The sequence below is a fragment of the Bradyrhizobium sp. LM2.9 genome (assembly GCF_054056555.1).
The window spans coordinates 5,925,106-5,938,115 of the sequence record NZ_JBSRYJ010000002.1 but is presented as its reverse complement, the minus strand read 5'-3'; the positions used below and the strand labels follow the sequence as shown (position 1 = coordinate 5,938,115).

Below are 13,010 nucleotides of genomic sequence, written 5' to 3'. Positions count from 1 at the left end.
ATGCCTGAATTGCCCGAAGTCGAGACCGTCCGCCGCGGCCTTCAGCCCGTCATGGAAGGTGCAAAAATCCTCGTTGCGGAGGCCCGCAGGCCCGATCTGCGCTTTCCGTTCCAGCCGGATTTCGTGGCCCGGCTGAAGGGGCAGGTCGTCACCGGGCTCGGGCGCCGTGCAAAATATCTCATGGCCGATCTCGCCTCCGGCGACGTGCTGCTGATGCATCTGGGCATGTCGGGCTCGTTTCGCGTCATCAAGCGGGACAACGAGGCTGCGCCCGGCGAGTTTCACTATCCGCGGGCCAAGGACTCCACGCACGACCACGTGCTGTTTCGGATGTCCTCGGGTGCCGACATCATCTTCAACGACCCGCGCCGCTTCGGTTACATGAAAGTGATCGCGCGCAGCGCGCTGGACGAGGAGCCGCTGCTCCGTGGGCTCGGTCCTGAGCCGCTCGGCAACGAATTCGACGCGGCGATGCTGGCGCAGTCCTGCGCGGGGAAAAAGACCAACTTGAAGGTGGCGCTGCTCGACCAGCGCGTAGTCGCGGGGCTCGGCAACATTTATGTCTGCGAAGCCCTGCATCGCTCGCATCTGTCGCCACGCCGGATTGCTGCAACGCTCGCCACCAAAAAGGACGAGCCGACCGACCATGCAAAGAGATTGGTAGGCGCGATCCACACCGTGCTGAACGACGCCATCAAGGCCGGCGGATCGTCACTGCGCGACCATCGCCAGACCTCGGGCGAGCTCGGCTATTTCCAGCATTCGTTCAAGGTCTACGATCGCGAAGACGAGAAATGCAGGACGCCGCGCTGCGGCGGCACGGTGAAGCGTTTTACGCAGAACGGCCGCTCGACCTTCTGGTGTCCGAAATGTCAGAAGTGAGCGTCATTGCGAGGAGCCCTTGCGACGAAGCAATCCAGAATCTTTCCGCGGAGGGACTCTGGATTGCTTCGCGGCGCTCGCAATGACGGTTGATGGAGTCCTTTCAAAAGCGCGAAGCGAAGCAATCCGGCCGGGTTGGTGGCCGGATTGCTTCGTCGCTGGGGCCTTCCGGATGGCGAAGGGCCGGCTGGCGTCTGAGCAATCGCCCCGCTCAGGACGTCAGTGCCGTGGATTCGTCGGCCGCAAGCTCTGAAGCCGGGTGCAGCATGCCGTCCGCGGTCGAGATGAACTGGTCGATCAGAACATTGGTCGTGGCGGCGAGCTCGAGCCGGGTCTCGATCCAATCCCAGAGGCCGCGGATCTCGTCTGATGATTTGCCGTTCGGCGCGAATTCGCTGACCGCAAGGCCGCTGGCGAGCGAGTCCTGATGATCATTGCGCATCACGATCAGCGGGCGTGCGAGCACCTCGGTGAGATCGAGGGCGGCTTCCTCGGCGAGCGTGTTGGCCGCGTTGTCGATGCGCTGCCCGCGGATCGGGGTCTGGTTCAGCACGAAACTGTAAGGCCGTTTCCAGGCGCGCGCGACGCTCAGCGTCGAGGCGGTCGCCTCGATATCGGCGACGCTCGGGCGGGCCGGGATCAGGCAGAGGTCGGAATGGCGGATCGCGGCGGTAGTCGCGGCGCTGAGGCCGGCCGCGGTGTCGACGATTGCGAGCTGGAGGCCGCTGTCGGCCAGCATCTTCAGACGCGGCTCGATGTCGGCGGCGTGATAGATCGGCTCGACGACGAGATCATCGGCAGTGCGGCGGCGCTGCCAGTTGGACAAAGTGCCCTGCGGGTCGGTCTCGATCAGGCGGACGGTGAAGCCGGCCTGCTTGGCTGCGAGCGCGAGGCCAATGGCGAGCGTGCTCTTGCCGCTGCCACCCTTTTGGGTGGCCAGTACGATCGTGTGCATTGAAGATCAATCCTTTGGAGTGCTTGGGTCAGGGAAACGCCACGCGAACGTGCATCGATCTCGATGCTGAGCTCTTCTCGCTCAGGACGTGCCGGCCCGATCCAAAGGGGATCGCGGAGGTCCGAATCAGCAGTAACGATGATGGCGGAATCGGGAATGCCAGCGAATCCGTACGATTACTGGACCAGTAGTGGTACGTGTGCTGTGCTTGCCGCCATGAATAAAAGGACAAGCGGCATGAGCGGAAACTGGCGCGACCGGACGGCGACGAATTTTGAGTGCGAGAAGATGCCTGCGGTATCGAGCCGCGGCATGGTGGTCAGCAACCATCCACTGGCCTCCAGCGCCGGCGCGGAGATGCTGGCCGCGGGCGGCAACGCCATCGACGCCGCAATCGCGACCCTGTTCACGCTGACCGTGGTCGAGCCGATGATGGTCGGCATCATCGGCGGTGGCATGGCGCACATCCGGCTGGCCGACGGCAGCCACCGCTTCATCGACGGCCAGAGCACCGTGCCGGCGGCGGTGCGCGACACCAGCTACACCTCCATGCCGGGCTCGGCGCATGACGTGTTCGACACCGTCGGTAATGAAAACCTCAACGGCCCAAAGGCGGTCGCTACGCCGGGCTCGCTGAAAGCCTGGTGCGAGACGCTGCGCCGGTTCGGCACGATGAGTCTTGCCGACGTCATGCAGCCCGCGATCAAGCACGCCGCGCGCGGCTATGCGGCGACGCCCTATCTGCATGAATGCGTCAGCGAGAGCGCAGCCGAGATACGCAAGGACAAGCCGATCGCGGCGATTTACCTGCCTGGTGGAGAGCCGTTGAAGGTCGGTGAGCGCGTGGTGCAATCAGAATATGCCGAGACGCTCCGCTACATCGCCGATCACGGCGAGACCGCGCTCTACGAGGGGCCGCTCGGCGACATCCTGATCGACTACATGGAAAAGGCCGGCGGCTTCATCCGGCGCAACGATCTCACCAGCTACAAGACCGTCGAGCGGCAGCCGATCCGCGCCGATTATCGCGGCTGGACCATCTTTGGCCCGCCGCCGCCCGCGGCCTCCGGCGTGCATATCGCGCAGATGCTGAACATTCTGGAAGGTTACGACATCGGCAGCCTTGGCTTCGGCACGCCGGAGACGATCCACTATCTCGCGGAAGTCCTGAAGATCGCCTTCGCCGATCGCGCCGCGGCCAGCGGCGATCCTGATTATGTTGGGGTGCCCGTGGAGAAGTTGACCTCGAAGGCGTACGCCGAGGAGCGCCGCGGTGCGATCGATCCGGCGCGGGCGCAGACCTGGGGCGCCGGCGTGTCGCAGCTTGAAGGCGCTCACACCACGCACATGACCGCGGCGGATGCCTTCGGCAACGTGGTTGCGACCACGCAGACCATCAACAATCTGTTCGGTGCCAAGATCATGATCCCGGGCCTCGGCGCCATCGCCAACAACTACATGAATCTGTTCGATCCGCGGCCAGGCCACGCCCTGTCGCTGGCGCCGGGTAAGCGGGTGACGACCTCGATGTCGCCGATGATGGCGCTGCGCGAGGGCAAGTTGCGTTACGCGTTGGGTCTGCCCGGGGGAAAACGCATCTTTCCGAGCGCGATGCAGGCGCTGGTCAATCTGATCGACCACGGCATGAGCCTGCAGGAGGCGGTCGAGGCGCCCCGCGTCTGGACCGAGGGCAATGCGCTCGAGGTCGAGCAGAAGGTGCCGGAAGCCGTGCGCGCGAAGCTTGAAAGCCTCGGCCACAAGGTCCAGCCAGTTGCGACGGTGGCCGGCGGCATGAATGGCATCGCCTTCCACGACGACGGCACCATGACCGGCGCCGCCTGCTGGCGCGCGGACGGCACGCCGGTGGGGGATCTCGGGTGGTCTCGCGAAGAGCGGGATCAGATTCAGGCTGAGCTGATTTGATGGCGCGCTGGCCGAGGGCTCGGTCACCTCTCCCGCTTGCGGGAGCGGGAGCGCAGCGCTCGCTTACTTCCGCACGCATATCACGCGCACGACCGCGGCCTTCGCATCCGTCGACGTGCCATTCCCAGTAACGCCGTTCGCCTTCAGAAAATCGCGCACCGTTTCCGCGGAGATCATCACCGCCTGCGACGCCGGCACCGATGTCGCGGGGCCCGCAACTATCGCAGATTTCAACAGCGCGATGCCGGCGAACTTGCCGTCGCCGTCGATGGCGACGCTGCCGGAAAATCCAACCGCCGGCGGCGGTGAGAGCGCGGAATCGCCGCCACCGACAGATGCCAACGCGGCCTTGAGGCTCGACGCACCGGCCGCTCCGCCCTGGCTCTGTGGATCAGCGATACCGATGATATCGACACTCGTCTTCGCCGCGCCGGCGGAGAGGCTGAACGGCTTCAGGCCGCGCGTGCCATAGATGTGCAGCAGCGCGAGATCGTGTTCCTTGTCCTCAGCGAGACGGTCGGCGCCGCCATAGCCCGCGATCGTGATCGCGAGGCAGCTATCAGTGACGAGGCGGTCGGTAATGATCGCGCCATCGGTGCTGACGACGATGCCGGTGCCATATTCGACGGTCTTGCGCGGCGGCGGCCCGGCCTGTGGTCCCGACGGGAATGCATTGAACGCGCTCGACATCGCGATCACGACCGGCTCGACCGTGTTCTCGGTCGCCTGATCGTAGAGGATCGTCATGATGCGGACCTCGTCGCCCCTGGAGGTGCCGCGCAAATAGAATTTCTTCAGGCCCTGCAAACCAGACAGCACGAAGAAGTCGGGCTTCACCACGGTGTAGTCGACCTTGCGACCCGGCTCCTTCTTCTCCGCTTCGGCAAGCTTGGCTGTGGTCGGGTTCGCCTCCTTGCGGCGGCCGAGCAGCACCTGCACCGTGCCGGTCGGCGAGGTCCATTTCGAGCCGTTGGCGTCGGTCGCCTGCTGCGGCACCAGTTTCGAGGGAATGCCGAGCCGCGCGCCGCTGGTCATCTCGGTCACGATCTTCCAGCCGACGTTGTCCTGCTTCCGGCGCGCGGCTTCGGCGAGCGCCGCGCGCTCCTGCGGATTGAGCGCGCCGGTCGGCTTGCTGCCCTTGAGCTTCTGGTATTCCTTGATGGCATCGACCATGCGCGCGCTGATGTCGCCGGTGATGGCGCCGTTGTACTGGCCGACCCAGGCGAGGTCGGACTGCAGCGACAGCCGCTCCGCCTGCGCCATGGCATCCGCCGTCTCCGACGGCGTCTGCAGCGCGGGCGGGCGGATCGGAATGGTCTGGACCGGCTTCGGCCTGGTGCCGGGGATCTGCGGCGTCGTCATCTGGGCGTTCGCGCCTGTCGCAGCCGCAAACATCAGTGTTGCCGCAAGCATCGATCTCATGACAAATCCAGCCAGCCCATTGAACGCAATGCCATTGAAGCACATCTCGTTGGTCGCGAACAATGTTGCGGCGGTTCAGACCGGCAGGAGAGGTCTAGCTCCTCATCCTGAGGGGCCGCGTAAGCGGCGTCTCGAAGGATAAAGGCCATGCAGCCGCAGCGGGGCCTTCATGGTTCGAGACGCGCGTTCCGCGCTCCTCACCATGAGGGTTGAGAGAACGAAGGACGACGATGCTGAGCCCGGACGAACTCGAACGTTATGCCCGCCATATCGTGCTGCGCGATGTCGGCGGTCCCGGCCAGGCTGCGCTGAAGCGGGCCTCCGTGCTGGTGATCGGCGCCGGCGGGCTCGGTGCACCGGCCCTGATGTATCTGGCTGCGGCAGGGATCGGCACGCTCGGCGTGGTCGACGACGATGTGGTGTCGCTCTCCAACCTCCAGCGCCAGGTCATTCACACCACGCCCGATATCGGCCGGCACAAGGTCGAGAGCGCGGCCGAGCGAATCACCGCGCTCAATCCGCACGTCCGCTTCGTCGGCCACGCCACCTGGCTCAACGCGGACAACGCGCTCGGCCTGATCGGCGACTACGACCTCGTGCTCGACGGCTCCGATAATTTCTCGACGCGCTATCTGGCCTCGGACGCCTGCTTCTTCGCGAAGAGACCGCTGATCACCGCCGCGCTCGGGACCTTCGACGGCTCGCTCACCACCATCCGCGCGCATGAGAAAAACGACGACGGCGAGTTCAACCCGACCTATCGCTGTCTGTTTCCGGAGGCGCCCCCGCCGGGTACGGTGCCGGCCTGCGCCGAAGCCGGCGTGATGGGCGCGCTTGCGGGCGTGATGGGATCGATGATGGCGCTGGAGGCGATCCGCGAGATCGTCGGCTTTGGCGACGGCCTGGTCGGCCGCCTCCTGATGATCGATGCGCGCGCGATGCGCTTCGAGACGTTGCGCTATGGGCGCGATCCGGCCAATCCGCTCAATGGCGATGGGCCTGTGATCACTGACCTCAGCACCCATCGCACCTGATCGCAGCCGTTAAATCGTGGCCGGCTTCTCGCTGTCGAGGTGCGCCATCTGCTCGGCCGCGTAACGCGTACCGGCGGCGACATCGGGCGGAAAGGCCTTTGCCAGCACCGCGAGATGACCCGGCGTCAGCGTGACCTTGGCCGCGCCGAGTGCTTCGCTGAGACGGTTGCGGGTGCGGGCGCCGACCAGCGGCACGATCTGCTTGCCTTGCGCCGCCACCCAGGCGATCGCGACCTGCGCCGGCGTCGCACCGATCTCGCCGGCGATGGCGCGCAGCTGCTCGGCCAGCGCGAGATTGGCATCGAGGTTCGCGCCCTGGAAGCGCGGGCTCATCAGCCGGTAGTCCTTGCCGGTCTTGCCGGAATCCTTCGACCAATGGCCGCTAATCAGGCCGCGCGCCAGCACGCCGTAGGCGGTGATTCCGATGCCGAGCTCGCGGCAGGTCGTCAGGATGTCGCGCTCGATGCCGCGTTCGATCAGCGAATATTCGATCTGGAGATCGGCGATCGGGTGCACGGCATGTGCACGGCGGATGGTGTCGGAGCCAACCTCGGACAGGCCGATATGTTTGATGTAGCCGGCCTTCACGAGCTCGGCGATGCCGCCGATGGTCTCCTCGATCGGGATGTTGGGATCGAGCCGCGCCGGACGGTAGACGTCGATGTAGTCGGTGCCGAGCCGCTGCAGCGAATAGGCAAGGAAGTTCTTCGTTGCGGCCGGCCGCGAGTCGATCCCAGCGAATTCGCCCGCGGGGCCGCGCAATGCGCCGAACTTGACGCTGATCTGCACTTTCTCGCGTGGAACGTCTTTCAGCGCCTCGCGGACCAGCATTTCATTGTGGCCCATGGCGTAGAAGTCGCCGGTATCCAGCAGCGTGATGCCGGCATCGAGCGCCGCGTGGATCGTGGCGATGCTCTCTCCGCGATCGGCCGGGCCGTAGACCTCGGACATGCCCATGCAGCCGAGACCGAGGGCGGAGACGGTGGGGCCTGGGTTGAACCGAGTTTGCGCTGTTCCATGACGGCTCTCCTCGAAAAGGCGCTGACCGCGCCGGGTGACGAGGCCTGATATGCGCTTGATCGATTGCGCCGATAAGCTGGACAATCGAGAATAGCTTGTTCATTCTGGCGAACAATGGCCGAGCCCGACCTGCGTGATCTCGACGTCTTCGTAGCGGTCGCCCGCACCCGCAATTTCCGGCGCGCGGCGGTCGAAATTCGCGTGTCGGTATCGAGCCTTAGCCAGCGGCTTCGGGACCTGGAGGAGCGCCTCGGCGTCCGCCTGATGAACCGCACCACCCGCAGCGTCGCCCTGACCGAGGCGGGCGAGCTGCTGCTATCGCGCGTGGCGCCCGCCTTGCGCGATGTCGGCGACGCCCTCGATCAGGTGCGGGGCCTGCGCGAGGTGGCCTCGGGCCGCCTGCGCATCAACGCACCGCCCCCGGCGGTCGACCTCGTGCTGGCGCCGATGGTCGGGCCGTTCCTGGGGGCGTATCCGCAGGTCGATCTCGACGTCGTTTCCGAAAGCGGGTTCGTCGACATCGTCAGCGCCGGCTTCGACGCCGGCGTGCGCTACGGCGAGCATCTCGCGCAGGACATGGTGGCGATCCCGCTGAGCGGCCCGCAGAGCTATGTCGTCGTCGCATCGCCCGATTACGTCGCGCGCCGCGGCATGCCCGGGCATCCGAAGGACCTGCTCGATCATGATTGCATCCGCGCCCGCTACTCGAGCGGCGTCATGCATGATCTGGAGTTCGAGAAGGCCGGTCAGTTGGTGAAGGTAGATCCGCCGGCCAAGCTGATCTCGACCAATATGGGCCTCGCGATGCGCGCTACGCTCGACGGCGTAGGTGTGTGGGCGACGCTCGATGGCTACGTCCATGACGCCGTGAAATCCGGCGCGCTGGTCAGCCTGCTCCAGGATTGGTGCGAACCGTTTCCCGGACCGTTTCTCTATTATCCAAGCCGGCGCCAAACGCCGCCGGCGCTGCGCGCGCCTTCATCGATTTCACAGCAGACTGGCGCAAGCGCGAAACGCGCTGAGACACTGAACCCTCAGAGCATGCTTGGCAGCACGCGATCCGGCGGCTTGTGGGCGTCGAGGAAGGTGCGGATGTTGATGATCACCTTCTCGCCCATCTCGACGCGGCCTTCGATGGTGGCCGAACCCATATGCGGCAGCAGCGTCACCTTGCCGGCCTTGGCGAGCCGCACCAGCTTCGGGTTGACCGCGGGCTCGTGCTCGTAGACGTCGAGGCCCGCGCCGCCGATCTCGCCGCCTTCGATCAGCTTGATCAGCGTGTCCTCGTCGGTGACCCCGCCGCGCGCGGTGTTGACGATGTAGGCGTCCTTGCGGATCAGCTTCAGCCGGCGCGCCGAGAGCAGATGGTAGGTCGCCGGCGTGTGCGGACAGTTCACCGAGATGATGTCCATCCGCGCCAGCATCTGGTCGAGGCTTTCCCAATAGGTCGCGCCCAGCTCTTCGGCGATCTTCGGCGCCACGGGCCGGCGGTTGTGATAGTGGATCTGCAAGCCGAAGGCGCGGGCGCGGCGCGCGACCGCCTGGCCGATGCGGCCCATGCCGATGATGCCGAGGCGCTTTCCCCCGATGCGATGACCGAGCATCCAGGTCGGCGACCAGCCGGGCCAGGGTTTTCCTTCCGTCAGGATCGAGGCGCCTTCGATCATCCGCCGCGGCACGGCGAGGATCAGCGCCATGGTCATGTCGGCGGTGTCTTCGGTCAGGACTTTTGGTGTGTTGGTGACGGTGATGCCGCGGGCGTGCGCGGCCTCGACGTCGATGTTGTCGACGCCGTTGCCGAAATTCGCGATCAGTTTCAGCTTGCAGTCGGGCTGATTGACGATGTCGGCAGAGATGTGATCGGTAACGGTCGGAACCAGCACGTCGGCGGTGCGCGCGGCTTCCGCGATCTGGTCGGCCGACATCGGGGCGTCGTCGAGATTGATCCGCGCGTCGAACAGTTCGCGCATCCGGGTCTCGATCGAGTCCGGAAGCTTGCGCGTCACCACCACGAGGGGCTTTTTCTTCACAGACATGTTCTGCCCTCATGAGGCGTCGCGGGCCGCCTCTGTCACCAAAGGCCGGCCGTTGAGGCCTCATTAACCCGGTTGTTCGACACTGCCTTTGCCGTGTCGTCCCCGGCGTTTCCTTCAAGCTCTCCCGACATTTCCGGCCGGAAAATCGGGGCAAACTGGTTGTTCAGACGTCCGTCCTCTCTAGCAGAAGGCCGGGCCAAGACAAGAACCACGGGCAAAGGGCTCGGGAACACCCGCGTGGGGCGGGTCGGGGCTGGTGCGGCACGGTATTGGAATTGTGGGTGAGGGCCCGGCTCGGCCGGACCTTCGACAGGAGACGGGTTGATGGCGTTGGGGCGTTTTTGTTCGGTGATGGCGCTCGTTTGCACCTGGTTGAGCGCTTCGGTCAGCCCCGGGCATTCGGCGAAGGACAACACACCCCAGACAGCCTCGGGCCTCCCGGTGCCGCGCTACGTCAGCCTCAAATCGGATCACGTCAACGTCCGCGCCGGTCCCACCAAGGACAATGACGTCGCCTGGGTCTATACCCGCTCCGGCCTGCCGGTCGAAATCACCGCGGAGTTCGAGAACTGGCGCCGGGTGCGCGATTCCGAGGGTGCCGAGGGCTGGGTCTATCACTCGCTGCTGTCGGGCCGCCGCACCGCTGTCGTCACCATGAAGCACAAGGACGACCTCGCACCGATCTACGATCGCGCCGATCCCGACAGTGCGGTTGCAGCCAAGCTTCAGGTTGGTGTCGTCACACAGGTCAAGAGGTGCAGCGCAAACTGGTGCCACGTCCTCGGCAACGGCTTTGACGGCTGGATCCAGCAGGAGCGCCTCTGGGGCGTCTACTCGGACGAGCAGGTGAACTGAGGTTTAGGGGCAATCCCTTGCCTCCAATTCCTTGCCTCGTAGGCATCAACGGACTTTGCATCTGGCCCAAAAACGTGGATGGCCGGGACAGGCCCGGCCACGACGACTAAATCAGCAGTTTAGGATTTGATCTCAGCGCTTCTTGCGCAGCCGCACGACCATGTCGATGCGGGCGATCTCGTAACCCGCGGGCACCTCCGGCATCTTGGACAGCGCCAGATGCGGATCCTCGATGTCGACCAGCTCATGGCTGTTCTCGAGGTAGTAGTGATGGTGGGTCGTGACGTTGGTGTCGAAATAGGTCTTGGTGCCGTCGACGCTGACCTGACGGAGCAGACCGGCATCGGTGAGCTGGTTCAGCGTGTTGTAGACGGTCGCCAGCGAGACCGGCACCTTGGCCAGCGTCGCTTCCTCGTAAAGCATTTCAGCCGTGAGGTGGCGTGCACCCTTGCCGAACAGGAGCCAGCCCAGCGCCATGCGCTGGCGCGTCGGACGAAGCCCGGCGGATTGGAGCATTTCGTTGACGTCGTGCCACGGGCAGCCGGTCAAAGCCGGCTGGCGGCCGGACATAAGAGCCGCCGCATGGGCCTCTTCGTCGTGATGGGGCGCGTTATTTTCGCTCATTTCCAGCTTCGGGCACGCGTGAACACTATCTTCCCCAACATATATGGAGAGATAGATGCAGATGCAAGTTTCTCGCAACTAGAGTGGTTCTAATCAGGCAAGGAACCGGGCCGAGCCCCCGTCATTTTACCTTCATGAGAGCGCTTTGCCACCCGAAATGGCCTGTGTTAGAGAGCCCGCGGTTCCGCTTAACCGATTTTGGCGCAGCCCAGGCATTGAGGGCCGCTCGCAATCCATCCGGTCCTTCGTATTCTCGTCTGACGATGGCAACGGACGTTGCTTTTCGAGCAGGACTGGGCCCATTTTTGCCGGAAACGCCGCTCAATCGGGTTAGAACACAGAGGCTTCCGCATGCTGAACAGGCGCAACGGCTACGAATATGAAGATCTGCTGGCATGTGCCCGCGGCGAGATGTTCGGCCCGGGCAATGCCCAACTGCCGCTGCCGCCGATGCTCATGTTCGACCGTATTACGGACATCAGCGAGACCGGCGGCGAATTCGGTAAGGGCGTGGTGCGTGCCGAGCTCGACGTGAAGCCCGATCTCTGGTTTTTCGGGTGCCACTTCAAGAACGATCCGGTGATGCCCGGCTGCCTCGGCCTCGACGCGCTGTGGCAACTGGTCGGCTTTTATCTGGGGTGGAGTGGTGGTGAAGGTCGCGGCCGCGCGCTCGGCCTGAACGAGCTGAAGTTCAGCGGCCAGGTGCTGCCGGACGCCCGCAAGGTTGTGTACAACATCGATATCAAGCGCGTGATGCGTTCAAAGCTGGTGCTGGGTATCGCCGACGGATGGCTTTCGGTCGATGACCAGATTATCTATCGCGCGAAGGATCTGAAGGTCGGCCTGTTCAAGCAGGGCACGAGCCTGGGCTGAGCGCATCACCACGAAGACAACGATTGAAGCGAGGCTGTCATGAGGCGGGTTGTGGTCACCGGGATGGGCATTGTCTCCTCCATCGGAAACAACACCCAGGAAGTGCTTGCAAGCCTTCACGAGGCGAAGTCGGGCATTTCGCGGGCTGAGAAATATGCGGAGCTCGGCTTCCGTTCGCAGGTGCAAGGTGCGCCGACGCTCGATCCTTCGACGGTGGTCGACCGCCGCGCCATGCGTTTCCTCGGTCAGGGCGCGGCGTGGAATCACGTCGCGATGGAGCAGGCGATCCAGGATTCCGGCCTGTCGCCTGACGAAGTGTCCAACATCCGCACCGGCATCATCATGGGCTCCGGCGGTCCGTCCGCTCGCACCATCGTCGAGGCCGCCGATACCACCCGCACCAAGGGGCCGAAGCGCGTCGGACCGTTTGCAGTACCGAAGGCGATGTCCTCCACGGCCTCCGCGACGCTTGCGACCTGGTTCAAGATCAAGGGCGTGAACTATTCGATTTCGTCGGCCTGCGCCACGTCGAATCATTGTGTCGGCAATGCCTATGAGACGATCCAGATCGGCAAGCAGGACGTCGTCTTCGCCGGCGGCTGCGAGGAGCTGGACTGGTCGCTGTCGGTGCTGTTCGACGCCATGGGCGCGATGTCCTCGAAGTACAACGACACGCCCGCCACGGCCTCGCGTCCCTACGACGTCAACCGCGACGGCTTCGTGATTGCCGGCGGCGCTGGCGTGCTGGTGCTGGAAGAGCTCGAGCATGCCAAGGCGCGCGGCGCTCGCATCTACGGCGAGATCGTCGGCTACGGCGCGACGTCCGACGGCTACGACATGGTCGCACCGTCAGGTGAAGGCGCCGAGCGCTGCATGCGCATGGCGATGTCGACCGTGAAGACCAAGGTCGACTACATCAATCCGCACGCGACCTCGACGCCGGCCGGCGATCCGCCGGAGATCGACGCGCTCCGCAGGGTGTTCGGAAGTGGCGAGAAGTGCCCGCCGATCTCGGCGACCAAGGCACTGACCGGCCACTCCCTGGGCGCAACCGGCGTGCAGGAGGCGATCTATTCGCTGCTGATGATGAACAACGGCTTCATTTGCGAGAGCGCGCACATTGTGGAGCTCGATCCCGCATTCGCCGACATGCCGATCGTGCGCAAGCGTATCGACAACGTCAAGATCGACACCGTGCTGTCGAATTCCTTCGGCTTCGGCGGCACCAACGCCACGCTGGTGTTCAGCCGGCTGGATGCGTGAGGTCCTTGCGGACGCGCTGGTAATTTTCTCGTCATGGCCGGGCTTGTCCCGGCCATCCACGTCTTGGCCGCCGGCTTCGAAGGGCGTGGATGCCCGGGACGAGCCCGGGCATGACGAAAGTGG

9 protein-coding genes and 3 pseudogenes are annotated in these 13,010 nt (G+C 64.7%); 7 read left to right on the top strand and 5 right to left on the bottom strand.

Translation table 11 applies throughout. The features are described 5' to 3' along the window. On the top strand, positions 1–882 hold the full coding sequence (gene mutM / locus ACVWW3_RS30625) for a bifunctional DNA-formamidopyrimidine glycosylase/DNA-(apurinic or apyrimidinic site) lyase (protein ID WP_456647695.1): 882 nt from the start codon (positions 1–3) through the stop codon (positions 880–882). Between the two features lie 211 nt (positions 883–1,093). On the opposite strand, the gene ACVWW3_RS30620 is transcribed toward mutM, so the two are convergent. Next, a complete protein-coding gene (locus ACVWW3_RS30620) occupies positions 1,094–1,837 on the bottom strand; it encodes a nucleotide-binding protein (RefSeq protein ID WP_456647696.1) in 744 nt (247 codons plus the stop codon). Between the two features lie 237 nt (positions 1,838–2,074). On the opposite strand from ACVWW3_RS30620, the pseudogene ggt reads away from it, so the two are divergent. Further along, a pseudogene (gene ggt, locus ACVWW3_RS30615) lies at positions 2,075–3,755 on the top strand (gamma-glutamyltransferase). Positions 3,756–3,823: 68 nt separating this feature from the next. On the opposite strand, the gene ACVWW3_RS30610 reads toward ggt, so the two are convergent. Beyond that, complete coding sequence (locus ACVWW3_RS30610; RefSeq protein ID WP_456647698.1) at positions 3,824–5,182, bottom strand: peptidoglycan-binding protein; 1,359 nt, start codon at positions 5,180–5,182, stop codon at positions 3,824–3,826. A 230-nt stretch (positions 5,183–5,412) separates the two neighbouring features. Between ACVWW3_RS30610 and ACVWW3_RS30605 the strand changes: the two genes are divergently transcribed. Then, entirely contained in the window at positions 5,413–6,216 is an 804-nt protein-coding gene (locus tag ACVWW3_RS30605) for a HesA/MoeB/ThiF family protein (protein ID WP_247444551.1), read from the top strand. A 9-nt stretch (positions 6,217–6,225) separates the two neighbouring features. Here the strand turns inward: ACVWW3_RS30605 and ACVWW3_RS30600 are convergent. Then, positions 6,226–7,235: pseudogene (locus ACVWW3_RS30600) on the bottom strand (aldo/keto reductase). 115 nt (positions 7,236–7,350) lie between these two features. Here ACVWW3_RS30600 and ACVWW3_RS30595 point away from each other — a divergent pair. Next, positions 7,351–8,258, top strand: a pseudogene (locus tag ACVWW3_RS30595) (LysR family transcriptional regulator). Between the two features lie 12 nt (positions 8,259–8,270). On the opposite strand, the gene ACVWW3_RS30590 reads toward ACVWW3_RS30595, so the two are convergent. Next, complete coding sequence (locus ACVWW3_RS30590) at positions 8,271–9,272, bottom strand: 2-hydroxyacid dehydrogenase (protein ID WP_247352833.1); 1,002 nt, start codon at positions 9,270–9,272, stop codon at positions 8,271–8,273. A 324-nt stretch (positions 9,273–9,596) separates the two neighbouring features. Here ACVWW3_RS30590 and ACVWW3_RS30585 point away from each other — a divergent pair, with 324 nt between their 5' ends. Next, positions 9,597–10,127, top strand: a complete 531-nt coding sequence (locus tag ACVWW3_RS30585; RefSeq protein WP_247352834.1) for an SH3 domain-containing protein — start codon at positions 9,597–9,599, stop codon at positions 10,125–10,127. Between the two features lie 132 nt (positions 10,128–10,259). Here ACVWW3_RS30585 and irrA read toward each other — a convergent pair whose 3' ends face one another. Then, positions 10,260–10,751, bottom strand: a complete 492-nt coding sequence (gene irrA / locus ACVWW3_RS30580; RefSeq protein WP_276001300.1) for an iron response transcriptional regulator IrrA — start codon at positions 10,749–10,751, stop codon at positions 10,260–10,262. Between the two features lie 351 nt (positions 10,752–11,102). Here irrA and fabA point away from each other — a divergent pair, with 351 nt between their 5' ends. After that, the gene (gene fabA, locus ACVWW3_RS30575; protein WP_247444555.1) at positions 11,103–11,624 is read left to right on the top strand and encodes a bifunctional 3-hydroxydecanoyl-ACP dehydratase/trans-2-decenoyl-ACP isomerase; all 522 of its coding nucleotides are present in this window, start codon (positions 11,103–11,105) and stop codon (positions 11,622–11,624) included. A gap of 39 nt (positions 11,625–11,663) precedes the next feature. Next, the gene (gene fabB / locus ACVWW3_RS30570) at positions 11,664–12,887 is read left to right on the top strand and encodes a beta-ketoacyl-ACP synthase I (RefSeq protein WP_456647700.1); all 1,224 of its coding nucleotides are present in this window, start codon (positions 11,664–11,666) and stop codon (positions 12,885–12,887) included. Positions 12,888–13,010: the final 123 nt, after the last annotated feature.